Origin of the sequence: Streptacidiphilus sp. EB103A (genome assembly GCF_041261405.1) — a bacterium.
Taxonomy (GTDB): domain Bacteria; phylum Actinomycetota; class Actinomycetes; order Streptomycetales; family Streptomycetaceae; genus Streptacidiphilus.
Window position 1 is genome coordinate 87,856 of record NZ_JBGCAQ010000022.1, and the last position, 22,156, is coordinate 110,011.

Annotated in this window: 18 protein-coding genes; 13 read left to right on the forward strand and 5 right to left on the reverse strand. The window is 69.6% G+C overall.

Annotated features, from left to right (window positions below):
• Window positions 1–5 precede the first annotated feature (5 nt).
• The 3 genes from ABH941_RS31935 to ABH941_RS31945 form a co-directional block, all read right to left on the reverse strand.
• Window positions 6–947, reverse strand: coding sequence for a carbohydrate ABC transporter permease (locus tag ABH941_RS31935; protein ID WP_370133059.1), 942 nt, complete (start codon window positions 945–947; stop codon window positions 6–8).
• Window positions 944–1,951: an ABC transporter permease gene (locus ABH941_RS31940; protein ID WP_370133060.1), complete on the reverse strand. Its 1,008-nt coding sequence runs from the start codon at window positions 1,949–1,951 to the stop codon at window positions 944–946. The genes ABH941_RS31935 and ABH941_RS31940 overlap by 4 nt, the downstream gene beginning before the upstream one ends.
• Before the next feature lie 89 nt (window positions 1,952–2,040).
• On the reverse strand, window positions 2,041–3,744 hold the full coding sequence (locus ABH941_RS31945) for an ABC transporter substrate-binding protein (protein WP_370133061.1): 1,704 nt from the start codon (window positions 3,742–3,744) through the stop codon (window positions 2,041–2,043).
• 403 nt (window positions 3,745–4,147) lie between these two features.
• On the opposite strand from ABH941_RS31945, the gene ABH941_RS31950 reads away from it, so the two are divergent.
• Both ABH941_RS31950 and ABH941_RS31955 read left to right on the forward strand, forming a co-directional pair.
• On the forward strand, window positions 4,148–5,581 hold the full coding sequence (locus ABH941_RS31950) for a glycoside hydrolase family 43 protein (protein WP_370133062.1): 1,434 nt from the start codon (window positions 4,148–4,150) through the stop codon (window positions 5,579–5,581).
• Window positions 5,575–7,731: an alpha-galactosidase gene (locus ABH941_RS31955; protein ID WP_370133063.1), complete on the forward strand. Its 2,157-nt coding sequence runs from the start codon at window positions 5,575–5,577 to the stop codon at window positions 7,729–7,731. The genes ABH941_RS31950 and ABH941_RS31955 overlap by 7 nt, the downstream gene beginning before the upstream one ends.
• Before the next feature lie 19 nt (window positions 7,732–7,750).
• Here the strand turns inward: ABH941_RS31955 and ABH941_RS31960 are convergent, their stop codons facing one another.
• On the reverse strand, window positions 7,751–7,921 hold the full coding sequence (locus tag ABH941_RS31960; RefSeq protein WP_370133064.1) for a hypothetical protein: 171 nt from the start codon (window positions 7,919–7,921) through the stop codon (window positions 7,751–7,753).
• A gap of 291 nt (window positions 7,922–8,212) precedes the next feature.
• On the opposite strand from ABH941_RS31960, the gene ABH941_RS31965 reads away from it, so the two are divergent.
• Together ABH941_RS31965 and ABH941_RS31970 are read left to right on the forward strand one after the other, a co-directional pair.
• Window positions 8,213–10,678, forward strand: coding sequence for a glycoside hydrolase family 3 C-terminal domain-containing protein (locus ABH941_RS31965; RefSeq protein WP_370133065.1), 2,466 nt, complete (start codon window positions 8,213–8,215; stop codon window positions 10,676–10,678).
• A 58-nt stretch (window positions 10,679–10,736) separates the two neighbouring features.
• Complete coding sequence (locus ABH941_RS31970) at window positions 10,737–11,753, forward strand: LacI family DNA-binding transcriptional regulator (RefSeq protein WP_370133066.1); 1,017 nt, start codon at window positions 10,737–10,739, stop codon at window positions 11,751–11,753.
• A gap of 241 nt (window positions 11,754–11,994) precedes the next feature.
• Here ABH941_RS31970 and ABH941_RS31975 read toward each other — a convergent pair whose 3' ends face one another.
• Window positions 11,995–12,795, reverse strand: a complete 801-nt coding sequence (locus ABH941_RS31975) for a FadR/GntR family transcriptional regulator (protein ID WP_370133067.1) — start codon at window positions 12,793–12,795, stop codon at window positions 11,995–11,997.
• A 418-nt stretch (window positions 12,796–13,213) separates the two neighbouring features.
• Here ABH941_RS31975 and ABH941_RS31980 point away from each other — a divergent pair, with 418 nt between their 5' ends.
• The 9 genes from ABH941_RS31980 to ABH941_RS32020 all read left to right on the forward strand — a co-directional run bounded on the left by ABH941_RS31980 (window position 13,214) and on the right by ABH941_RS32020 (window position 22,016).
• A complete protein-coding gene (locus tag ABH941_RS31980; protein ID WP_370133068.1) occupies window positions 13,214–14,590 on the forward strand; it encodes an ABC transporter substrate-binding protein in 1,377 nt (458 codons plus the stop codon).
• A complete protein-coding gene (locus tag ABH941_RS31985) occupies window positions 14,587–15,501 on the forward strand; it encodes a carbohydrate ABC transporter permease (RefSeq protein ID WP_370133069.1) in 915 nt (304 codons plus the stop codon). The genes ABH941_RS31980 and ABH941_RS31985 overlap by 4 nt, the downstream gene beginning before the upstream one ends.
• On the forward strand, window positions 15,491–16,471 hold the full coding sequence (locus ABH941_RS31990; protein WP_370133070.1) for a carbohydrate ABC transporter permease: 981 nt from the start codon (window positions 15,491–15,493) through the stop codon (window positions 16,469–16,471). The genes ABH941_RS31985 and ABH941_RS31990 overlap by 11 nt, the downstream gene beginning before the upstream one ends.
• Before the next feature lie 99 nt (window positions 16,472–16,570).
• Entirely contained in the window at window positions 16,571–18,565 is a 1,995-nt protein-coding gene (locus ABH941_RS31995) for a hypothetical protein (protein ID WP_370133071.1), read from the forward strand.
• Window positions 18,562–18,975: a hypothetical protein gene (locus tag ABH941_RS32000; protein WP_370133072.1), complete on the forward strand. Its 414-nt coding sequence runs from the start codon at window positions 18,562–18,564 to the stop codon at window positions 18,973–18,975. The genes ABH941_RS31995 and ABH941_RS32000 overlap by 4 nt, the downstream gene beginning before the upstream one ends.
• Window positions 18,972–19,859: an amidohydrolase gene (locus tag ABH941_RS32005; RefSeq protein WP_370133073.1), complete on the forward strand. Its 888-nt coding sequence runs from the start codon at window positions 18,972–18,974 to the stop codon at window positions 19,857–19,859. Before ABH941_RS32000 ends, ABH941_RS32005 begins: the two co-directional genes overlap by 4 nt.
• Window positions 19,856–20,188, forward strand: coding sequence for an L-rhamnose mutarotase (locus ABH941_RS32010; protein ID WP_370133074.1), 333 nt, complete (start codon window positions 19,856–19,858; stop codon window positions 20,186–20,188). The genes ABH941_RS32005 and ABH941_RS32010 overlap by 4 nt, the downstream gene beginning before the upstream one ends.
• Window positions 20,185–21,243, forward strand: coding sequence for a zinc-binding dehydrogenase (locus ABH941_RS32015; protein WP_370133075.1), 1,059 nt, complete (start codon window positions 20,185–20,187; stop codon window positions 21,241–21,243). The genes ABH941_RS32010 and ABH941_RS32015 overlap by 4 nt, the downstream gene beginning before the upstream one ends.
• Entirely contained in the window at window positions 21,240–22,016 is a 777-nt protein-coding gene (locus tag ABH941_RS32020) for an SDR family oxidoreductase (RefSeq protein WP_370133076.1), read from the forward strand. The genes ABH941_RS32015 and ABH941_RS32020 overlap by 4 nt, the downstream gene beginning before the upstream one ends.
• Window positions 22,017–22,156: the final 140 nt, after the last annotated feature.

The following is a 22,156-nucleotide window of genomic DNA, read 5'->3' on the forward strand; positions in this document are numbered from 1 at the left end:
ATGCGTCAGCCTTTGATCGCGCCGGTGAGCATGCCTTTGGCCAGGTGCTTCTGCAGGAAGGGGAACGCGGCGACGACGGGGAGCAGCGTCAGTACGACCACCGCCATCTGGAGCGACAGCGGCGCCGTCTGCGACTGGCCGTGGCCGAAACCGGAGTTGGTCTGCCCGGGCATGTTGAAGCCGAGACTGACGTACTGGTACAGCACGTACTGGAGGGGCCACTTCCCGCTGTCGAGCGGCATGTAGAGCATCACGTTGAAGAAGGAGTTCCAGTAGCCGACGGCGTAGAACAGCGTGACCACCGCGGTGACTGCGCGTGAGGTGGGCAGCACCACCGACCACAGGATGCGCCATTCGCTTGCGCCGTCCATCCTGGCGGCGTCGATCAGTTCCGTGGCCGTGCCTGCGTAGAAGGCGCGCAGCACGATGATGTTGAACACGTTGACCGCGCTCGGCACGATCAGCGCCCAGTACTGGTCGTATCCGCCCAGTCCCACGACCATCAGGTAGCTGGGGATCAGCCCGGCGCTCACGAACATGGAGACGATCAGCAGCATCAGGATCGTGCGGTGACCCAGCGAGCCCGTGCGGGACAGCCCGTAGGCGCACAACACCGAGATCACCATCGAGAACAGGGTGCCTACGACAGTGATGGCGAGGCTCACCAGGAGCGCCTGGGCGACAGGGCCGCCCCGCAGGATGGTGTCGTAGGCGTTCAGGCTCAGGCCGTTCGGTATCAGGACCATGCCCCCGGCTGTGTTGATCGCCGACGGGCTGGACAGACTGGTGATCACCACGGACCACAGCGGCACCAGGATGACGAGCAGGATGACGACGAGGACGGCTCCCTTTCCGGCCTGGCCGGCGGCGGAAGGCGGTTCCTCCCACACCGGGCGGTTGGGGTTGCGGCGGCGGGCAGCCGTCGTGGCTGCGATCGACGTGGTCATCGGCGGTACAGTCCGTCCTCGCCCAGGGCGTGTGCGAGCTTGTTGGCGCCCCACAGCAGTAGCAGCGAGATGACGCTCTTGAAGATGCCGGCGGCCACGCCGTAGCCGTAGTTGTTGGTGGCGATGCCGTAGTAGAAGGAGAAGGTGTCGAGCACGTCGGCGGCATCGTGCCCGACCGCGGCCCGCTGGATGAGTAGTTGCTCGAATCCGATGCTGAGGATGTTGCCGAGGCGAAGTACCAGCATCAGCACGGTGACGGCGCGGATTCCCGGCAGCGTGATGTGCCACATGCGGCGCCAGCGGTTCGCGCCGTCCACGGCCGCCGCCTCGTAGAGGTTCTGGTCGATCCCCGCGAGCGCGGCGAGGAAGACGATGATGCCCCAGCCCGAGTCCTTCCACACGACCTGGGAGGTCACCAGCAGTTGGAAGGTGTGCGGGTTGGTCATGATGTTCCACGGCGTCATGTCGTGGTTGCGCAGGAACTGGTTGAGGAGTCCGGCTCCTCCCAGCATCTGTTGGAACAGGGTGATCGTCAGGACCCAGGAGAAGAAGTGGGGCAGGAGGGTGACCGACTGGATGACTGAGCGGATCCGGGTGCTCAGCACCGAGTTGAGCAGCAGCGCGAGCAGGATCGGCACCGGGAAGAACAGCATCAGCTGGACGACGCTGAGCTCCAGGGTGTTCGTCAGGGCCTGCCAGAAGAGAGGATCGCCGAACAACTGGCGGAAGTTGTCCAGTCCGATCCACTCGCTGTTGATCACTCCGACGAGTGGGTCGTAGTACTTGAAGGCGACGATGTTCCCGAGGATCGGGACGTAGTTGAAGACCAGCAGCAGGACGACGACCGGCAGGGTCATGAAGATCAGGGACTTGTCGCGGCGTATCCGTATCCGCACGGTGAGCTTCCGCCCGGCGTCCGCCGGGCTCGCCTTGCGTCCGGCGGATTTCCGCCGTGGCTCGTGACGCGGGCTGTGCGCGCTGTCTTCGGCGACTTTAGTGGGCACTCTCTCTCCTGAGGTCGGCTGGATCCGTCCGGGACGCGGTCTCCGTCGCGCCGGCGGCCTGGTCACGGCGTGCCGATCCGCGCGCCGCCCTACTGGCCGGTGCCGTACTTGGCGAGGACGTCGTCCTGGTACCAGCCCACCAGCTGGTCACCGCCGTTGCGCTGCCAGGTGCTGACCGCGTCCTGGAACGCCGAGACGGGCTTGAGGCCGTGAATGACGGACGTGATGGTGTCCTCGACGGCCTGCGCCGATTCGGCGGCGCTGTATCGGCTGGGGACCGTGAAGTTCAGGTTCCAGAAGACCGGCTTGGTCGCATACGGCGCGGTGGCCTTGAGCCAGGCGCAGATCGCTTTGGTCATCTCGGGGTAGCCCGGGTTGTTCACGGTGTTCGGGCACGCCGCCAGGAAGGGGTAGGTGGCCTGCTGGACGGTTGACTGCCCGGCGGCAGTCGCGGTGGGAACCCCGTTGACCAGGTTGTAGTCCACGCCTTTGACACCGTAGATGGACATCGTGTACTCGGCCGAGCCCCACGGCGCAGCGAGGTAGTTGGCCACGGCGAGCAACTCGCGTATCTGGCTCGGCTTAAGGCGCGCGTTGAGGTAGCTCACGAACTGGGTTCCCGAGCCGATGTAGATGTACGGCTTGGAGTTGCCGTCCGCGGCGAAGACCGGGAGCAGGCCGCGCTGGTACTTCTTGTTCGCGGCCTGACCCGACTGCGCGTCTCCGACGCCCCAGGCGCCCATGCCGTCGCCCGCGATGAGGGTCTTGCCGGCGTAGAACCGGGTCTTGCCGTCATTGACGTCGCCGGCCAGCGCGTCCGGGTTCATGAGACCGGACTTCGCCAGCTTGTAGTGCCAGGCGAGGGCCTCGAGGATCTCCGGTGTCTGGTACTTGTGGACCAGTTTGCCGCCGTCCACCCGGTACTTCTGCGGCACTCCGAACGCGCAGTTGAAGTACGTCCAGATGTCGTCGAACGCCCAGCGCCCCGCCTTGGCGTCGGTGAGTTCCTTGCCGACGCTCATCAGATCGGCCGCGGACTTGACGTCGGCGGCGGCGATGCCGTGGTCCTGGAACACGTCCTGCCGGTAGAAGAGGAGCTGGCCGAAGCCTGTGCCGGTGGTGAAGCACGGGATGCCGTAGACCTTGTCCTCCCAGGCACCGGACATCCAGCCGCTGCTGGGGATGGCTGCCAGGTTGGGGTACTCCTTGACGTTGTCGCCCGAGAGGTAGGGCGTCAGGTCGGCCAAGTGCTTGCCCACCAGCTCACCGGTCTGGACCTGGCCGTTCATCCAGTTGGGGATCTGTACCCAGTCCGGGAGTTTGTCGGCGGCGGAGAGCGTGGCCAGGGCGGTGGCGTAGGTGTTTCCATTGCCGGGCTGCATGGTGATCGTGGTGCCCAGCGCCTTGGACATGGCCTGGTAGTACTGGTTGTCGGCGGCCGGGATGGTGCCCCATATCGGTGTGCTCGACGAGTAGCGACCCCCCGTCCCCGGAGTCTTCTTCACCGTGGTGACGGGCTCGGAGGGATAGGCGAGGTAGCCCGGTTCCGTGACCGAGCCGTTCGGGAATACGACGGAGGGGATGTCGGCCGTGCCTACCGTGCTGGGTACGTAGTCGGGCAGTGCCGCGGCCAGGCCCTTCTTGCTGCTTGTGCCGCCTTTGCCGCTGCCTGAGGCGCCTCCGCCGCACGCGGACAGCAGCGGCGTGCCGAGCGCGGCGGCGCTGACGCCGAACGCGGTGTTGCGGAGGAGGGTCCGGCGGCTGGGGCCGGAGGGTGAGGAATGCGGAGCCATGATGGTCACACCTTTCACCAATTAAGGATCTTCTTCGAAACCCGGACGGTGACGCGGATGTCTTCTTCGAGGCGATCGCCGTTGCGGCGGCGAGCGAGGAACGACGTCCTCGGATTTCGCCACCTTGTCCCTGGCTTTGTGCGCATCCAGCCACTTGAAGCGGTTCAGTGCCGAATGGAAGTTACAGCGGCGTGAAGTACGTGGCAAGGGTGGGTGCATTGTAAATCTCCAGGATGCACGCAACCTTGACGGCCCCAGGGGGCGCTGCCAGGGTAGAACCGGTTCAATTTCCCTTCTAGTGCTGCGACGGTCCCACGTGTCTGGATCTCCATCCGAAACCGACTCCCCCCTCCACCCCGCGTGGTGGAACCCCGTCATCCCCGGGTTCCACCCGGATCCGAGCGTGTGTCGGGTCGGTTCCGACTACTACCTGGCCTGTTCCAGCTTCGAGTACTTCCCGGGTGTGCCGATCTTCCACAGCCGCGACCTGGTGCACTGGACCCAGATCGGCAACGTGCTCGACCGGCCGAGCCAGCTGCGTCTGCCGCCTGAGAAGGGTGCCTACGGCGGGATCTACGCCCCGACGCTCCGACACCACGACGGCACTTTCCACCTGATCGTCACGAATGTCAGCGACGGCGGGAACCTGCTGGTCACCGCAGCCGACGCGGCCGGCCCTTGGTCCGAGCCGCTCGCGCTGCCGGAGGTGCCGGGCATCGACCCCGACCTGGCCTGGGACGAGAGCGGTGACTGCTGGATCACCATCGCAGGCGTCAGCCAACTGCGGGTGGACCTGGCCACCGGAAAGCTGCTCAGCGAGCTCAGCAGGACCTGGTCCGGCACGCCGGGCGCCACGGCACCCGAGGCCCCGCACCTGTACCACATAGGCGATTACTGGTACCTGATGATCGCCGAGGGCGGCACCGAGCGCGGGCACTCGGTCTCGATCGCGCGTGGTCCGCGACCCGACGGCCCCTTCGAGCCGTGCCCGGCCAATCCGATCCTCACCCACCGCGGAGTCGGCAGCCCGGTCCAGAACACCGGGCACGGCGACCTGGTAGAGGGCCCCGACGGCTCCTGGTGGATGGTCCTGCTGGGGGCGCGGCCGCAGGGCGCCTGCCCGAGCTGGCACGTGCTCGGCCGGGAGACCTTCCTGGCACCGGTCGCCTGGGTGGACGGCTGGCCGGTCGTCGGCGAGCTGGCCCTGGCCATGGACGCGCCCGGCTGGCCGCTGAAGCCGGCCGCCGAAGAACCGGTCCGCGAGGACTTCGACCCCGGCCCGCTGCATCCTCGCTGGATCTCGCTGAGGTCCCGCGACGTGGAGACCTGCGACACCGGCACGCGACCCGGCTGGCTGACCCTGCGCGCGCGTGGCGGCTCCCTCGACGCCCCGGACGTCACCTTCCTCGGCCGCCGTCAACAGCACCACACCTGCACGGTGCGGACGCTGATCGATCCGGCGGAGGGGCGCGGCGGGCTGGCCGTGCGCCTCGACGAGGACCACCACTACGAGATCGAGGCCGACGGGCGCGAAGTCCGGGTCCATGCCCGGATCGGCCCGCTGCGCACCGTGGTCGCGGTCGCAGAGGTCGGCGAGGGACCCGTGGCCCTCGGCATCAGGATGCTGCCGCCGGAGCACGCGCCCGAACCCTGGGTCATCCCACTCAATCCGGTCACCCTCGGCTTCGAACAGCCGGACGGCGCCTTCCACCCGCTCGCCACGCTCGACGGACGGTACGTGTCCACCGAGGTCGCCGGCGGCTTCACCGGCCGCGTCCTCGGCCTGTACGCCGCCGAGGGCACCGTCCACTTCGACTGGCTGGACTACACGTGCTGACCGCAGCCGATCCGGCGCTCCTCGCATTCTCCGCAGGCGGCGTCAGCCTGGTGATCGATGTCGGCGGCACCGTGCTCCCCCGGGTGCTGTACTGGGGCGGCGAACTCGGCCTGCCGGCCGGGCCTGTCGACGCCTCGAACGCGGTGCTCGGCTGGAGCCCGCAGTCCCCGGCCGTCCCGCTGATCCCGCTGCAGTCCGTCGACTGGGTGGGCCGACCAGGGCTCCAGGGCGATCGCTCCGGCCAGTGGCCGCACCCCCGGCTCCTCCTCACCGAGCCGGTCGCGCACCGCACGGAACCGGACGGAGGCTTCCACCTCACCGTGCACGCGGCCGACCAGGAGGCGGGCCTGGACATCGTGGTCGAACTCCGACTGACCCCGCAGGGCTTGATCCAGCTGCGCTCCACCCTCACCAACACCGGCGAGGACGTCTGGAGCCTCGCGGCGCTGCGCGCCATGCTGCCGTTGCCCGACGCCGCCGAGGAACTGCTCGACTTCACCGGCCGCTGGGGCCGGGAGCGCACTCCGCAGCGCAGCAGGCTCGTCGACGGCGCCCACCTGCGGGAGACCTGGCAGGGCAAGCCGGGCCACGACGCGCCGACCCTGCTCGTCGCGGGCACTCCGGGCTTCGGGTTCCGGCACGGCGAGGTCTGGGCGGCACACGTGGCCTGGAGCGGGGACACCGAGCTCTACGCCGAGCGCTTCGCCGAGCGGACCGCCGTCCTCTGCGGGGCCGAGCGGCTGCTGCCCGGTGAGGTACGCCTCTCCGCTGGTTCCCGCTACCGCACTCCCTGGGTCCACTTCGCCTACTCCCCGGACGGACTCGACGGGATCGGCGACCGCTTCCACGCCCTCCTGCGGGCACGCCCGCAGCATCCTAAGACGCCACGCCGGGTCCACATCAACAACTGGGAGGCGACCTACTTCGATCACGATCTCGACCGGCTGATGGATCTCGTAGGCCTCGCGGCGGCGGTCGGCGCCGAGCGCTTCGTCCTGGACGACGGCTGGTTTTGCCACCGCCGCGACGACCGGGCCGGTCTCGGCGACTGGTTCGTCGACGAGACCGTCTACCCCGACGGACTGCATCCGCTCATCAAGCACGTGCACGGCCTCGGCCTGGACTTCGGGCTCTGGTTCGAGCCGGAGATGGTCAACCCCGATTCCGACCTGTACCGGCAGCACCCGGACTGGGTGCTGGCCGCCCCCGGCCGGCTGCCGTCCGAGGCCCGCAACCAGCACATCCTGGACCTCGCGAACCCCGATGCCTTCGCCTACGTCCTGGGGCGGATCGACGCGATTCTCACCGAGTATCCGATCGGGTACGTGAAATGGGACCACAACAGGCCGCTGATGGCGGCGGTGCACCAGGGCGCGGCCGGCGTCCACGCGCAGACCCTCGCCGTCTACCGGCTGATCGACACCGTGCGGGACCGGCATCCGCACCTGGAGATCGAATCCTGCTCGGGCGGTGGCGCCCGTACCGATCTGGGCATGGTGCAGCGCACCGACCGGGTGTGGGCCTCCGACAACCTGGACGCCGTCGACCGCCAGCGCATCCAGCGCTGGACCGGCCTGCTGCTGCCGCCCGAACTGCTCGGCACCCATGTCGGCCAGGGCTTCACCCACGCCACCGGCCGCGCCCAGTCCCTCTCGCTGCGCTGCGCGACCTCCTTGTTCGGGCACGCCGGCATCGAATGGGACCTTGGCGCGTGCACGCCGGACGAACTCGCGGAACTCACCGACTGGGTCGCCGCGTACAAGCGCCTGCGGCCCCTGATCCATACGGGGCGCAGCGTGCGCCCCGATCTGCCGGACGAGTCCGCGCTGCTGCACGGGATCGTGGCCGCGGACCACAGCCGCGCCGTGTTCACGTACGTCCAGCTCGAACCCGCCACCGCGTGGAAGCCGCGGCGACTGCCGCTTCCCGGCCTCGACCCGGACACGGTCTACCGGATCTCGGTGACCCCGGAACTCGCCCGGTACACCGGGTCCGGCCGCGAGCTGTCGAACAGCCCCGTCACCGCGCAGGGCCGGGTACTCGCCCGCCTCGGCCTCGGCGTTCGGCCGCTGCCTCCTGGCGAGGCCCTCGTCTTCGAGGCCGAGGTGCTCGACCGGTGCAGCCGGGCGACGGACGTCGCGCGACAGTGAGCGGCGGCCCGGCGGCGGCTCAGGAGGACGGCAGCCAGACGCGCATCGCGCCGAACTGCCGGTTCGCCCAGACGAAGTAGCGGACGGCGACCGGGTCGACCGGGCTGTGCGCGGGGGACCCGGCTGCCGTCACGGCACCGGCCTCCGCGCCGCCGGCCAACCCGGTCCTGCGGTAACCGCTTTCGAGCACCGAAACGACTCCGCCGAGCGGGTCCGGCCGGTGCTCGGCGGCAGGGCCTACGGAAAGACGATTCGTCAGCCGTGAGTCTGATACTTAACCGCTTCAATCGAGAGGGCGCCAGCAGGAACATCCCGACCACGCAGGTCTCGAGACTTGCCATCAAACCGTCGGGTTTGGGCAAACCACGAGCCGAATGGCTTGACGGCGACGATGGCGCATGGAAGGGTTTAACCGATTCAAATTTGGCGATTGTCTGTGCATGCCTCACCGTCACCGCCACCGAAGAAAGCCCTCGCTTCCATGCCTCCTCCCCCCGCTGCGCAGGCCGACCTGCTGCTCTCCCAGCTGACCACGGCCGAGAAGATCGCGTTCCTGCACCAGCACCAGCCGGCTGTGCCACGCCTGGGGCTGGCCGCGTTCGTCACCGGTTGCGAGGTGCTGCACGGAGTCTGCCGGGCTGGACGCGCCACGGTCTTTCCGCAGGCGGTCGGCCTGGGCGCCACGTGGGACCGCGACCTGCTGCGCCGGGTCGGCGAGGCGGTCTCCACCGAAGTGCGCGCCTTCCACCAGGATCCGGCCGGAGCCCTCGTCGCCAATGAACCGCAGGGCAGGGCCCCGATCGTCTCGCTCAACGCCTGGGGCCCGGTGGTCAACCCGCTGCGCGATCCGCGCTGGGGCCGCAACGAGGAGGGCTACAGCGAGGACCCCTACGCCACCGCCCAGTTGGCCGAGGCCTACTGCCGGGGGCTGCGCGGCGACGACCCGCAGGTATGGCGCACCACCCCGGTGCTCAAGCACTTCCTGGCGCACAACCTGGAGACCGACCGCGCCACCGCCGACATCACCGTCCCCGAACGCACGCTGCACGAGTACGAACTCCCGGCCTTCCGCGGCCCGATCGAGGCCGGCGTCGTCGCCGGAGTGATGCCCGCCTACAACCTGGTCAACGGCGTTCCGAACCATGTGCACCCGCTGCTCGCCGAGTGCCTGCACTCCTGGGATCCGGACCTCGCGCTCTGCTCGGACCAAGGGGGCCCCTCGAACCTGGTGGAACGCGAGGCGTTCTACCCCGCGCATGCGGAGGCCCACGCAGCCGCGCTCAAGGCCGGGGTGGACAGCTACACCGAGAACGACGAGGATCCCGCCCCGACCGTCGAGCGCTTCACCGAGGCCCTCGCCCAAGACCTCGTCAGCGAGTCCGACATCGACACCGCCGTGCGCAGGCTGCTGCTGCTGCGCGCCCGCACCGGCGAGTTCGCCCCGGACACGGACCCCTACCGGATGATCGACGCCGACGCCGTCGTGTGCGCGGCCCACCGCGAACTCGCGCTTGCGGCGGCACAGGCGTCGATCGTGCTGCTCAAGAACGACGGCGTGCTGCCGCTCGCTCCGGGACCGGGCGGCCCGGGAGGCGTCGCGGTGATCGGGCACCTGGGCAGCCGGGTGCTGACCGACTGGTACAGCGGGGCCCTGCCCTACGCGGTCAGCATCGCCGACGGCCTGGCCGGCGCGGCACCGCAACTCGGCCCGGTCATCGCCGTGGACGGCGCCGACACGATCGTGCTCCATGCTGAGACCGGCGGCCGGACCCACGCGTTCGGCCCCTACCGGCACCAGGACTGGGGAACCAGCGTGCAATGCCCGGTGCCGGTGCACACCCTTCAGGACGTGGTCAGCGGCAACTACCTGAGCCTGACCGGCCCCGAGGAGACCGAAGCCGCCGCGGTGGCCGGAAGCGTGGACGGCTGGTTCGTCAAGGAACTGTGGGAGTTCGAGCCGGCTCCGGCCGCCGACGAAACCGGTTCGCGGATAATCGTGCGTTCCAACGCCGAGACCAGCCGCCGCTACCTCCAGGTGGAACCGGGCACCGGTCGGCTGCTGGCCGACGCCGAGAGCCCGGATCAGGCCACCCGCTTCCGCCTGGAGGTGCGGATCTCAGGAGTCGACGAGGCGGTCGCTGCGGCGGACGGTGCGGATCACGTGATCGTCGTGCTGGGCAACGACCCGCACATCAACGGCCGCGAGACCATCGATCGCGACAGCCTCGCCCTGCCCGCGCGACAGGAGGAACTGCTGCGCGCGGTCGCCGCCGCCCACCCCGGCCTGGTTCTCGTTCTGGTCGCCAGTTACCCCTATGCGATCGACTGGGCGGTCGAACACGTCCCGGCCATCCTATGGACCGCGCACGGCGGCCAGGAGCTCGGCACCGCCATGGCTCGGAGCCTCACCGGCGTCCACAACCCGGCCGGGAGGCTGCCCCAGACCTGGTACGCCGCCACCGCTCAGCTGCCCGCCCCCCAGGACTACGACATCATCGGCTCGCAGTGGACCTACCAGTACTCGCGGCGTGACCACCTCTTCCCCTTCGGTCACGGGCTGTCCTACACCACCTTCGCCTACGGGGATCTCACAGCCAGGCCGAACCGGGCAGGCGAGCACGCAGCGGTTGAATCCGTCACCGTACGCGCCACCGTGACCAACACCGGCCGATGCCCGGGACAGGAGGTGGTCCAGCTCTACTCGCACTACGCCGACCCCGAAGCACCGCCCACTCCGCTCCGCAAGCTCCAGGGCTTCTCCCGGGTCACGCTCGCCCCTGGCGAGACCCGGGCCGTCACCTTCGAGCTGGCTGCCGCGAACCTGGCCCACTACGCGTCGGCGCAGGAACGGCTGGTCGTGCTGCCCGGCCGGTACGAACTGGCAGTGGGCGGCTCCAGCGCGGTCCTCCCCGCAGCGGTGACCTTGGATCTGCCTGCAGCCACGTGACGCAGGACCGGACGACATACCGACGGAAGACTCCGAAAATGCGTGATAGGACGGACCCATGGACGCGGTGAGTATCAACGACGTGGCGGAACAGGCCGGGGTGTCGAAGGCTACTGTCTCCAATGTCATCAACCGCCCGGATCTGGTCGCATCCAAGACCCGCGTGCATGTACAGGCCGTCATCGACCAACTCGGCTACGTTCGCAGTGAGTCGGCCCGACACCTGAGCGCGGGCAGCAGCCGGATGATGGCGGTACTCGTTCTGGACATGACCAACCCCTACTTCGTGGACGTCGCGTACGGCGCCGAACAGGAGGGCTTCGGGGCCGGGTTCGGAGTGATGGTGTGCAACAGCCGGTGCGACGACGAGGTGGAGGCGCAGTACCTGGCCATGTTCGCCGAGCAGCGGGTGCGGGCGGTGCTGCTCACTCCGTCCGACAGCTCCGGACGCAACCTCGAGGCCCTGCGCCGCCGCCGGGTTCCCTTCGTACTGGTGGATCCGCAGGGCGACGACGGCCGCGAATGCTCCGTGACCGGGGACTACCTGCTCGGCGGAACCCTGGCGGTGCGGCACCTGATCGCCACCGGGCACCGCGAGATCGCCTACGTCTTCAGCGAACCTCGGCTCTCCCAGGTCAGCGACCGGCACGCCGGAGCCCTGGCCGCGCTGGCCGAGGCCGGCCTGCCGCCGGAGAACCTGGTCTGCCTGCCGACCGAGCGTATGGACGTGGCCTGCGGCCGGGATGCGGGGGCCAGGCTGCTGGGCCTGTCCCGCCGTCCCACCGCGGTCTTCTGCGCGAACGACCTGCTCGCGCTGGGCGTCCTGCAGGCCGCGTACGCCGCCGGCCTCCGCGTGCCGCAGGACCTCGCGATCGTCGGCTACGACGACATCTCCTTCGCCGCCGCGGCGGCGGTGCCGCTCACCTCGGTCCGCCAACCCGCCGCCGCCATGGGCGCACTGGCCGCCCGGCTCATCCTGGAGGAGGCCGGCTCCGGTCCCGGCGAGCACACCCACCGCCAGGTGGTGGTGCCACCGGAACTGGTCGTGCGCGAATCGAGCATGAGCAGGCACTGACCTCGCCCTTCGACATCGGGCCGGGCGCGGGACGGCCATCGAGCGCAGGGCGGCGGCTGCCGCGCGGAGCGGGTGGGCATCGGCGGCCTCGAGATCGGTCGGCCTCCAGCGTCGAGACGCTCCCGGGTCCGGGCCAGGCCGGCCGCCTGCTTGGCGATGCGGTCCCGCTCGGCTGACTGCAGCAACGGCAAGCCCGGAAGCTTCTGGCCAAGGCGACTCCGGCCCATGAATGCCGTCCGGTTCAGCCGAAGAGACGACGCTTGATGTCGCGCTGGTACTGCTCAAGGGTGTTGTCGAGGTGTGTCGCGGCAGCCTGGGCCGCGGCCTCCGGATTTCCGTCTCGGATGGCCCGGAAGATCGCGGCGTGCTCGGTGATGGCCCCGGCGGCGTGGTCGCCGATCACGCCGCGGAGTCCGATGGTGCTGGACTGGCGCTGCAGACGGCGGGCCTCGCGCACGGCGGCGACCAGGAAGCCGTTGTGCGAGGCCGTGGCCACGCTGATGTGGAAGTCGTCGTCGCCCTGGTCGAACAGGGGGGCCTGGTCGGTGAGATGTCCCTGGTTGCATGTCTCTGCGGCCTCCTCGATGGCGCGCAGTTCCGCAGGGGTGGCTCGTCCGGCGGCCAGCCGGCTGGCCTCCATCTCCTGGAGTCGACGGAATTCGAAGAGCATGTAGATGTGGTCGAGGTCGGTGGGCAGGAAGAATCCGCCCCAGCGGCTGAGACCGAGCATTCCTTCGTCGTCGGCCACATACAGACCGCGGCCCTTGTGGGCGCGGACCCGTCCCAGCGCGGACAGGATCTTGACGGCTTCGCGAACCACGGTCCGACTCGTGCCGAGCCGTTCGGCCAGGGCGTTCTCGGTGGGCATCCGGTCGCCTGGCTGGAGTTGCGACTCGGCGATGAGTTGCAGCACCTGCCCGGCGACACGTTCGTAACCGGGCCGATAGGCGCCGACCGCCGACGTGCTCGCGGACTCCTTCGGCCCCCCGGCCGCGCTCGGCTCCGATTCTCTGTCCCCTGTCAGCGCGGATGCGCTCTCCATCGCTCTTCCTCCATGCGCCTGACTGAACATCGGTTGTCACCTGGACATTGGCCCGAGCCTACCCCCTTCCGGAGAGGGATGAGTAGGACACATTTTTGGCATGCTCGGCGCATCCGACGCAGAGAGGTGGTCATTTCAGTATAAAAACCCCAGCAGCCCGGCCATCGTGGCCATGGATCCCCAAAATAGGCGTGCTCATTCTCTTGACCGCCGCTGCTGATGGGAGGTTAATTGCCGCCGAGGTGCTCACCACCACTGGATCGCCTCCTCCGACTTGACCTGGGCAAGGTGACCATCACGCCGGGTAGGCGGATGACTTGCCGCGCGGATGCGGCCCCAAATGGATACGACACATCAGCAGCATGACCTTCCCTGTTGCCCACTCATCGGTGGGTGCCGCAAGAAGTTGGAGCAGTCCATGACTGGAACGACCGGCGCCACTCCCGCTGGCAGTCCCCGCCCCAGCCGGGGTCGCAGCGCCCTGCTGGCCTCGTGTGCCGTGCTGACCCTGGCGCTCGCCTCGGCCTGCGCGAGCGCCACCACCACCGGTGGCGCGACGAGCGCCAAGAGCGGCTTCAAGCAGGCCGCGCAGACCGACGGCGCTCTGACGGTGTGGGTGGACTCGACCCGACTGGCCGCCGCGCAGCTGTACCAGAAGGAAAACCCCACGGCGAAGATGAACATCGTCACCTATGACGGGGACGCCAACGGGTCGAACTACCTGCAGACCAAGGTCCAGCTGTTCAACCGCACCGGCAGCGGCTGGCCCGACGTGGTCTTCAGCTCGCAGAACAACGAGGCCACTTGGGCCGTTCAGGCCGGGTTCACCGCGCCGCTGAACCAGGGCCTGGTACCCACGTCCGCCCTCGCCGGCTTCGCCGCCGGCGCGAACAACCCGTGCACGGTGAACGGCACGCTCTACTGCCTGCGCAACGACCTGTCCCAGGCGGTGCTCTGGTACAACAAGCCGCTGATGGACACGTGGGGGTACCAGGTCCCCACCACCTGGGAGCAGTACCAGGCGCTCGGCGAGAAGGTCGCCGCCCAGCACCCCGGCTACCTGGTCGGCGATGCAGGGGACTCCTACACCCCCGAGATCTACCTGTGGGCCGGCAAGTGCGGCGCGAACCAGATCACCGGTCCCAGGGCCGTCACCGTGAACACCGGTAGCGCGAACTGCACCAAGATGGCCGCCCTGATGGACGACCTGGTCAAGAAGGGCTCGATGTCGGTCAGCGGGGTGTTCAGCACCGACTTCGACAAGAACAAGGCCGACAAGGTCCTGATGATGCCCGGCCCGGCCTGGTATGGCGGAGCGCTGTTCCAGGGCACCTTCAAGACCCCGGCCAAGGAGATCGCCGCGGCCCCGATACCGCAGTGGAGCGGCGACAGCCAGCCCGCGACCGGCAACGTGGGCGGCGGAACCTGGCTGATGTCCGCGCACTCCGCGCATCTCAAGGCGGCAGCCGCGTTCATGACCTGGGTCACCACCTCGGACGACTACCAGGGCAAGGTCGCGCCCGGCTATCCGGCCTCGTCGACCGCTGCCGCCACCTGGCTGGCCGCTCAGAAAGCCAGCGGCTACTACGCCGATGACATCTCCGGCCCACTGCAGGCGGCGGCCACGCAGGTGTGGTCCGGCTGGGGTGCGGGCCAGTTCAGCCAGGAGGCGATCTGGGCGGCGACCGTCAAGCCGGGCCTGACATCCGGCAAGTCCATCGTCTCGATGCTGCCGGCCTGGCAGACCGCCATCACCAACTACGCCCAGTCCGACGGCTACAAGGTCTCCCAGTGACATCGATCGACGCTCCCTCCGCCACCGCCGGGTCGCGCACCTCGCGTGCGCCCCGGCGGGGCCCGGTCGGCTACGCCTTCATCGCCGGGTACGTGGTCCTGCTGGCCGCCTTCGGGATCGTGCCCACTGTCTACGCGATCTACTTCGCCTTCACCAACGCCGACGGTGCCTTCACCGGACTGGGGAACTTCACCGCCGCGGCCGCGGACTTCCGGTTCCTGCCTGCCGTTGGGCATGTGGCGCTCTACCTGGTGTTCTGGCTCGTCTCCCTGGTCGTGCTGGTGGTCGCGCTGGCCCTGATGCTGCACCGGCTCGCCTCGCACGGCATGAGCCGGGCCCTGCGCTTCGTCTTCTACATCCCCGGCGCGCTGGCGGGCGCGGCGAGCGTGATGGTGTGGCTGTTCATGCTCGACCCCACGGTCAGCCCCGTCAGTTCCCTGCTGCGGGCACTGGGTTTCCCCACCTTCGGCAACGTCATCGCACCGGGTCATCTGCCGGTCCTGTTCACCCTCATTGCGTTCTGGACCGGCGCGGGGGGCTGGATCGTGGTGATGTACGGGGCACTGAACAACATCTCCCCGGACGTACTGGAGGCCGCCCGAATCGACGGCGCGGGACCGTGGCAGACGGCCCGACACATCCAGATCCCCCTGCTGCGCAAGTGGATCGTCTACATGGTGATCCTCGCTTTCGCCGGAGGAGCCCAGCTGTTCGTCGAACCGCAACTGCTCTCCCAGGCCAGCGTCGGGGTGGCCGGCCGGGACTACTCACTGAACCAGCTGTCCTACGACCTCGCTTTCCAGATGAACAACGTCAACGGGGCCGCCGCAGTGTCCGTCGAACTGCTGATCGTCGGACTGCTGGTCGCCGCCCTCTTCGTCGCACGGTCGGGATTCTTCGATGCCGAATGACATCAGGCCGCAGCCCGTCACCCGGTCCGCCACCGTGTTCGGTGAACCGGCCACCACCGCCGGGCCGGGCACGCCCCCCCGGTCCCTCAGGCGCCTGCGCAACGCCCCCCGTCGCCCGGTGCCCAGACTGCTCACCGGTGCCCTGCTCACCCTGTTCGTGGTCTTCTTCGTGCTGCCGGTGATCTGGCTGATCCTGGCCGCGACCAAGACGGACGACCAGCTCGTGCACGGCAACCCGCTCGCCTTCGGCTCCTGGCACGCGCTGCGCGCCAACTGGGACGCGCTGACAGGCTTCCAGAACGACGCGATCATGCTGTGGCTGCGCAACTCCGCCCTCTACTCGGGCATCGCCCTGGTCATCACCCTGTGCGTCGCGGTACCGGCCGGATACGCCCTGGCGATGACCGAGTTCCGCGGGCGGCACACCCTGTTGGTCGCCACGCTCGTGGTGATGCTGATGCCCAACGCCACCCTGGTGGTGCCGCTCTTCCTGGAGGTCAACGCCGTCCACCTGATCGGCTCGATGTGGTCGATCATCCTGCCGTACTCGTTCTACCCGTTCGGCGTCTACCTCACCTACATCTACTTCAGCACCACCCTGCCCAAGGACCTGCTGGCCGCAGCCCGGATCGACGGCTGCAGCGAGTTCGGGGTCTTCCGCCACATCGCCCTGCCGCTCGCGACCCCGGTCGTGGCCCTGGTCGGCTTCTTCAGCTTCGTGGCCAACTGGACCAACTACTTCCTGCCCTACGTGATGCTCCCCGAGACGAACCAGATGCCGGTGCAGGTGGGCCTGGGCACCCTGCTCGACAGCGTCCCCTCATTCAACCCGACCGTCGGCGCAGTGGCCGTCCAGCGCCCCGAACTGGCGCTCGCCACCCTGCTGGCGATCATCCCGGTCTTGGCCGTCTTCGTGTTCTCCCAGCGCTTCCTGATCGCCGGGATGCTCGCCGGGGCCACCAAGGACTGACCACAGACACAGAGAACCGAACAACCGCACGTCCGATCCGCGCGCAGCCCCTACGGCGCGTCGCCGTGCCGATGCCCTCTGCACCAAGGAGACCCCCGCATGCCCCCGAGCCCCTCCGGCCGAGCCCCGGCCGACCGCGCTGCCGCAGCCCGGACCGCACCGTCGCCACCGGGTGTCACAGCCTCGGTCCCGCTGCTGGAATCGCCGGGCTGGGCCATCGCGCAACGGCAGTTGTTCGACCTTCTCGACCACTCCTGGCGCCGATTCGCCCACGACTACACCGGCGAGGACGGCCGACTCAACTACCGCTGCGAGCTGACCACCCGCGACGGCGTCGACGACTTCTACGAGGTCTTCTTCAACTGGCCCCAGCTCTACCTGCTCGGCGGAGCCGACGACCTCCTGGATGCGGCCGAGCACCACTGGGAGGGCGTCACCCGGCAGCTGACCGAACTGGGCATGCTGCAGGGCGAGTACGAGCGCGGCTACGACTGGTTCCATCAGGGCGAGAGCCTGCTGCTGCTCTACTTCCTGTCGATGGCGGCCCCCGAGCGCTGGTCGCAGCGGGCCCTGCGCTTCGCAGACCTGTACACCGACCCCGTACACGGCAACTACGACCCCGAGCACCGCATCATCCGTCGCCCGCACAACGGCAGCGACCCGCAGCGCGAAGGGCTGTTCGACGGCGACGCCTACCCCTGGCTGCCCAAGGAGGCCGAGGCGTACGGATACCCGCTGGACTGGCTCCTGCCGCCGGGCACACCCGCCCCGGACCTGGCGCACGACCCGCGGCTCGGCGAGGAGATGCGCCGGCGCATCGGCACCGGAGACACCGCCGTCAACCTCGCCGCGGCCGGCCTGGTCCTCAACGCCTGGATCCTGTCCGGCGAGGAGCGCTACCGCGAATGGATCACCGAGTACGTCGGCGCCTGGCGCGAGCGCGCGACCGACAACGGCGGGGTCATCCCGGACAACGTCGGCGCCGACGGGCAGGTCGGCAGCCAGCTGGACGGCCGCTGGTACGGGGCGCACTACGGCTGGTCCTGGCCCCACGGCTGGCACACCATCGGCCCCGCAGCGCTCGTCGCGGCGCTGGCCGCCGCAGCCGCGACCGGCGACGAGAGCTTCCTGGACCTGGTCCGCCCCGCCCTGGACACCGTCATCGCCAACGGCAAGACCATGACCAGCGCCGAGTCGGACACCAGCCAGCGCTCCCGCTGGACCGCGATGCTCGCCGAGGACGTCGACACCCCCACCCTGCATGTGCCGATGCGCCACAGCGACCGCGGCTGGCACGACTACAACCCGCTGCTCGCCGCCGTGCCCACCGCACTGTGGCACCACAGCATGCAGGACGCGGACCGCGCGCGCCTGGAGCGGCTGCGCGACGCCAGCGGCTACGACTGGCGCACCGTGCGCGCCTTCCGCACAAAGGAGGAAGCCGGGCACGAGGAGCCCTGGCTGGCGTTCCTGGCCGGGGACAACCCCGACTACCCCGAGCGCATCCTGGCCGCCGCCCAGGCCCAGATACGCCACCGGCTGGCGCGGATGGACCGGTACCGCGACCTGGACGTACCCGAGGCCGACATCCACGTCTGGCAGCAGTCCAACCCCGTGGTCACCGAGGCCCTGGTCCAACTCACCTGGGGCGCCCCACAGGTCCTCTACAACGGTGGGCTACAGCAGGCCCGGGTGCGCTACTACGACGCCCGCGCCGGCCGTGCGGGCCTGCCCCCGCAGGTGGCCGCGCTGGTCACCTGCATCGAGCCGGAAGCGACCGCTGTCGAGCTGGTCAACCTGGACCCGCAGACCGCACGGACCGTGATCGTGCAGGCCGGGGCCTGCGCCGAGCACACCATCCGCAGCGTGCGCTACACCGCCTGCCAGGACTCCTCCTGGGTCGGCGACATGTACGACTACGGCCACGGGCAGCCCGCCGTGACCCAGGCGGCCGCGAGCGTCGACGGGCCCTGGCTCACTGTCGAACTGCCGCCCTCCACCCGCATCCGCCTGGAACTGAACCTGGACCTGCGCACCCGCACCCCCTCCTACCGCACCCCCTTCGACCCGGCGTGCGCCGGGGGCACCGAATGAGGTACCAACCGCTGGGCCGCACCGGGCTCCGGGCCTGCGAACCGGGCTTCGGCGCCTTCGTGCCGGGCTCGGCGTACCGGGCCTGCGCCCAGGTCGGCATCGACGCCGTGCACGCGGCGCTGGACCCGGGCCTCAACGTCCTGGACGCTTCCCGCTACCACGGGGCGACTACCGCGGAGACCGTCCTGGGCCAGGCCCTGCACGGCATCGACCGCGACAGCTGCCCGGCGGGCACCCGGGGCAGCGACATCGCCCGACCGCCTCTGCGGTTCACCGTCACCACTGGCGGTCGGGCCACCACTGCCGTCGGCAGCGCCAACCCCACCGACGCGCGCCGACCCGCCCCGGTACGCGACCAGGGCTGGACGAACGGACGGTTCAAGAACCACCAACTGGCAGGCCACGCATGACCGCTGACCTCCCCGCCCCGGAACCACCGGTGCTCGATTCCCACGTCCACTTGTGGGATCCCAAGCGGCTCGACTACCCATGGCTGCCCGGCACGGTGCTCAACCGCTCCTTCACCCCGCAGGACCTGGAGACCCAGCTCCCTTCTTCCGCCGAGGTCATTGTCGTCGAGGCCGGGCGGGTCCCGCAGCAGGCGGCTGCGGAGATCGACTGGATCCGCGACGCGGCTCGCACCCGCCCGTGGATCCGCGGCGCCGTCGCCCACGTACCACTGGAGACCGGCTCCACGGCAACGGACCTGATCAGGCGTCACGGCGAGGACCCCTTCGTCGTCGGGGTGCGCCGCAACATCCAGGACGAACCGGTCGGCTTCACCGCCGACCAGGAGTTCCGCACCGCAGTGCGCCTCCTGGGCGACGCCGGGCTGCCCTTCGACGCCTGCGTCCGGGCCGGCCAACTCGTCGCACTCGACGAGCTGGCCGCGGCCTGCCCGCAGACCGCCATCGTCCTGGACCACCTGGGCAAGCCGGCAGTGGCCGGCGCCGGGGATGCAGCGTGGCGGCGGGCACTGCAGCGCCTCGCCCGTCGCCCCAACCTGGTCTGCAAACTCTCCGGCCTTGCCACCGAGGCCGCCCCGGGGCACGCCCCCACGCAGCTGCTGCGCCGCTACCTACAGGAAGCGCTGGAGATCTTCGGCCCGGACCGCTGTCTGTTCGGTAGCGACTGGCCGGTGATGACCCAGGCCACCGGCTACCGGGCCTGGCTCGATCTGGTGCTCGACGCCCTGACCGGACAGCCGACGCAAGCAGTGGACGCGGTGCTGCGCGGCAACGCCGCCCGCGTGTACCAGCTGGCCCCCGACCCCGCCGGAAAGGACATCGCATGAAACGCCTGGCCCAGGCCATCCGCCTACGGCCCGAGAAGCGGGAGGAATACCTCAGGCTGCACTCTGCCGTCTGGCCCGCCGTCGAGACCGCCCTGCTGGCCTCCAACATCCGCAACTACAGCATCTTCCTGCGCGCGGACACGCTGTTCGGCTACTTCGAGTACCACGGCGAGGATTTCGAGGCGGACATGGCCCGACTGGACGCCGATCCGCAAACCCAGGACTGGTGGAAGCTGACCGACCCCTGCCAGGAGCCCTGGTCCGACTCCGAGCGGCAGTGGTCGGGGCTGTCCGAGATCTGGCACCTGAACGAGACGAGGCAGTCATGACCACGCGAGCAACGACGTGTCAGGTCACCTACGCCGGCGCTGGATCCCTGCGGGTCCAGGCGTCCGCTCCGGTCCCTCCGGCGGTCGGACAGGTCCGCATCGACGTGGCCTACACCGGGATCTGCGGCACCGACCTGCACATCTTCCACGGCGCGATGGACGGCAGGGTCAACCCGCCCGGCGTCATCGGACACGAGATGTCGGGCCGGATCGCGGAAATCGCCCCGGGCGTTGAAGGCTGGGAGACCGGTGAACCGGTGACTGTCATGCCCCTGGCCCGGTGCGGGGACTGTCCGGCCTGCCGGGCCGGCCACCTGCACATCTGCCACCGCCTCGACTTCATCGGCATCGACTCCACCGGCTCCATGCAGAGCAGTTGGACCGTTCCGGCCGACACCCTCGTCCGGCTCCCGCGCCACGTCCCTCTGGATCACGCGGCTCTGGTCGAACCGACCGCCGTTGCCGTCCACGACGTGCGGCGTGGCGCCGTACAGCCGGGCGAGAAGGTCGTCGTGGTCGGCGGCGGCCCGGTCGGGGTGCTCATCGCGCTGGTCGCCCGGCACGCGGGGGCCGAGGTGCGCCTGGTCGAACTCGACCCCTTCCGGCGGCAGGTCGCCGAGAAGCTCGGCCTGGCCACCCTCGACCCGCGCGGCCAGGACGTCACCGCGGAGGTCGAGGCGTGGACCGGTGGGGCCGGTGCGTCGGTGGCCTTCGAGGTGTCCGGGGCCGCCGCCGGGGTGGCCACCGCCGTGGACGCGCTGGCCGTACGCGGACGCCTGGTCCTGGTCGCCATCCACCCCGCACCGCGCGAGATCAACCTGCACCGCTTCTTCTGGCGCGAGCTCACCCTGATCGGCGCCCGGCTCTACGACCACGACGACTTCGAGACCGCCGTGCGCCTGATCGCCGACGGGGACATCCCCGCCGGGGCACTGATCTCGCGCATCAGCCCTCTGGAGCGGGCAGCCGAGGCATTCGCCGCACTCGAATCGGGCGGCGGCGTCATGAAGGTCCTGATCGACTGCCGCAGCGCCGAGGAGGCGAGCACCCGATGAGCTCCACCTATCCGCAGGCTTTCGACCTGACCGGCAAGTTGGCCGTGGTCACCGGCGGCCGCCGTGGCATCGGCCTGGGCATCGCCGAAGCCTTGGCCGCGGCGGGCGCCGACATCATCGCGGTCAGCGCGAATCTGGAGCCGACCGGCAGCGAGGTCGAGGCACGGGTCACCAAGCTAGGCCGCGACTGCCGCGCCCTCAAGACCGATTTCGCCGACCGCGACGCCGTCACCGCGCTGGCCGCCGAACTCGGCCGTCTGGACCGCCCGGTGGACATCCTGGTCAACAACGCCGGCACGATCGCCCGCGCCCCGGCCGCCCATCACTGCGACGCCGACTGGGACCACGTCCTGGCCGTCGACCTGAGCAGCCAGTTCGTGCTCACCCGCGAGGTCGGCCGCCGGATGCTGGAACACGGCAGCGGGAAGATCATTTTCATTGCGTCGCTGCTCAGCTTCCAGGGCGGGATCACCGTGCCCGGATACGCCGCCGCGAAGTCCGGCATCGCCGGCCTGACCCGCGCGCTGGCCAACGAATGGGCCGGACGCGGGGTCAACGTCAACGCCATCGTGCCCGGCTACGTCGCCACCGACAACACCGCGGCCCTGCGCGAGGAGCCGGCCCGAAGCGCCGCCATCCTGGACCGCATCCCGGCCGGCCGCTGGGCTGTGCCCGAGGACTTCGCCGGTGCCGCGGTGTTCCTCGCCTCGCCGGCCTCCGACTACGTCCACGGCGCGCTCATCCCGGTCGACGGGGGCTGGCTGGGCCGTTGAAGGCGGCCGCAGGGGGAGTGGCCGCGAGAAGACACGACAGGACTCCGCCCGGCCGGGTGCCACCGGACCGGGCGGGACCGGGGCCCGGTGCCATGGGCCCGAATGAGAAACAGCAAGTCCACCCACTTGTGTCAGGAAGG

Bases quoted from the DNA above. Each gene is read 5' to 3' on its own strand.
- ABH941_RS31935 (WP_370133059.1), bottom strand. From the start codon at position 947: ATGACCACGTCGATCGCAGCCACGACGGCTGCCCGCCGCCGCAACCCC.
- ABH941_RS31945 (WP_370133061.1), bottom strand. From the start codon at position 3,744: ATGGCTCCGCATTCCTCACCCTCCGGCCCCAGCCGCCGGACCCTCCTC.
- ABH941_RS31965 (WP_370133065.1), top strand. From the start codon at position 8,213: ATGCCTCCTCCCCCCGCTGCGCAGGCCGACCTGCTGCTCTCCCAGCTG.
- ABH941_RS31970 (WP_370133066.1), top strand. From the start codon at position 10,737: ATGGACGCGGTGAGTATCAACGACGTGGCGGAACAGGCCGGGGTGTCG.
- ABH941_RS31975 (WP_370133067.1), bottom strand. From the start codon at position 12,795: ATGGAGAGCGCATCCGCGCTGACAGGGGACAGAGAATCGGAGCCGAGC.
- ABH941_RS31980 (WP_370133068.1), top strand. From the start codon at position 13,214: ATGACTGGAACGACCGGCGCCACTCCCGCTGGCAGTCCCCGCCCCAGC.
- ABH941_RS31990 (WP_370133070.1), top strand. From the start codon at position 15,491: ATGCCGAATGACATCAGGCCGCAGCCCGTCACCCGGTCCGCCACCGTG.
- ABH941_RS31995 (WP_370133071.1), top strand. From the start codon at position 16,571: ATGCCCCCGAGCCCCTCCGGCCGAGCCCCGGCCGACCGCGCTGCCGCA.
- ABH941_RS32000 (WP_370133072.1), top strand. From the start codon at position 18,562: ATGAGGTACCAACCGCTGGGCCGCACCGGGCTCCGGGCCTGCGAACCG.
- ABH941_RS32005 (WP_370133073.1), top strand. From the start codon at position 18,972: ATGACCGCTGACCTCCCCGCCCCGGAACCACCGGTGCTCGATTCCCAC.
- ABH941_RS32010 (WP_370133074.1), top strand. From the start codon at position 19,856: ATGAAACGCCTGGCCCAGGCCATCCGCCTACGGCCCGAGAAGCGGGAG.
- ABH941_RS32015 (WP_370133075.1), top strand. From the start codon at position 20,185: ATGACCACGCGAGCAACGACGTGTCAGGTCACCTACGCCGGCGCTGGA.
- ABH941_RS32020 (WP_370133076.1), top strand. From the start codon at position 21,240: ATGAGCTCCACCTATCCGCAGGCTTTCGACCTGACCGGCAAGTTGGCC.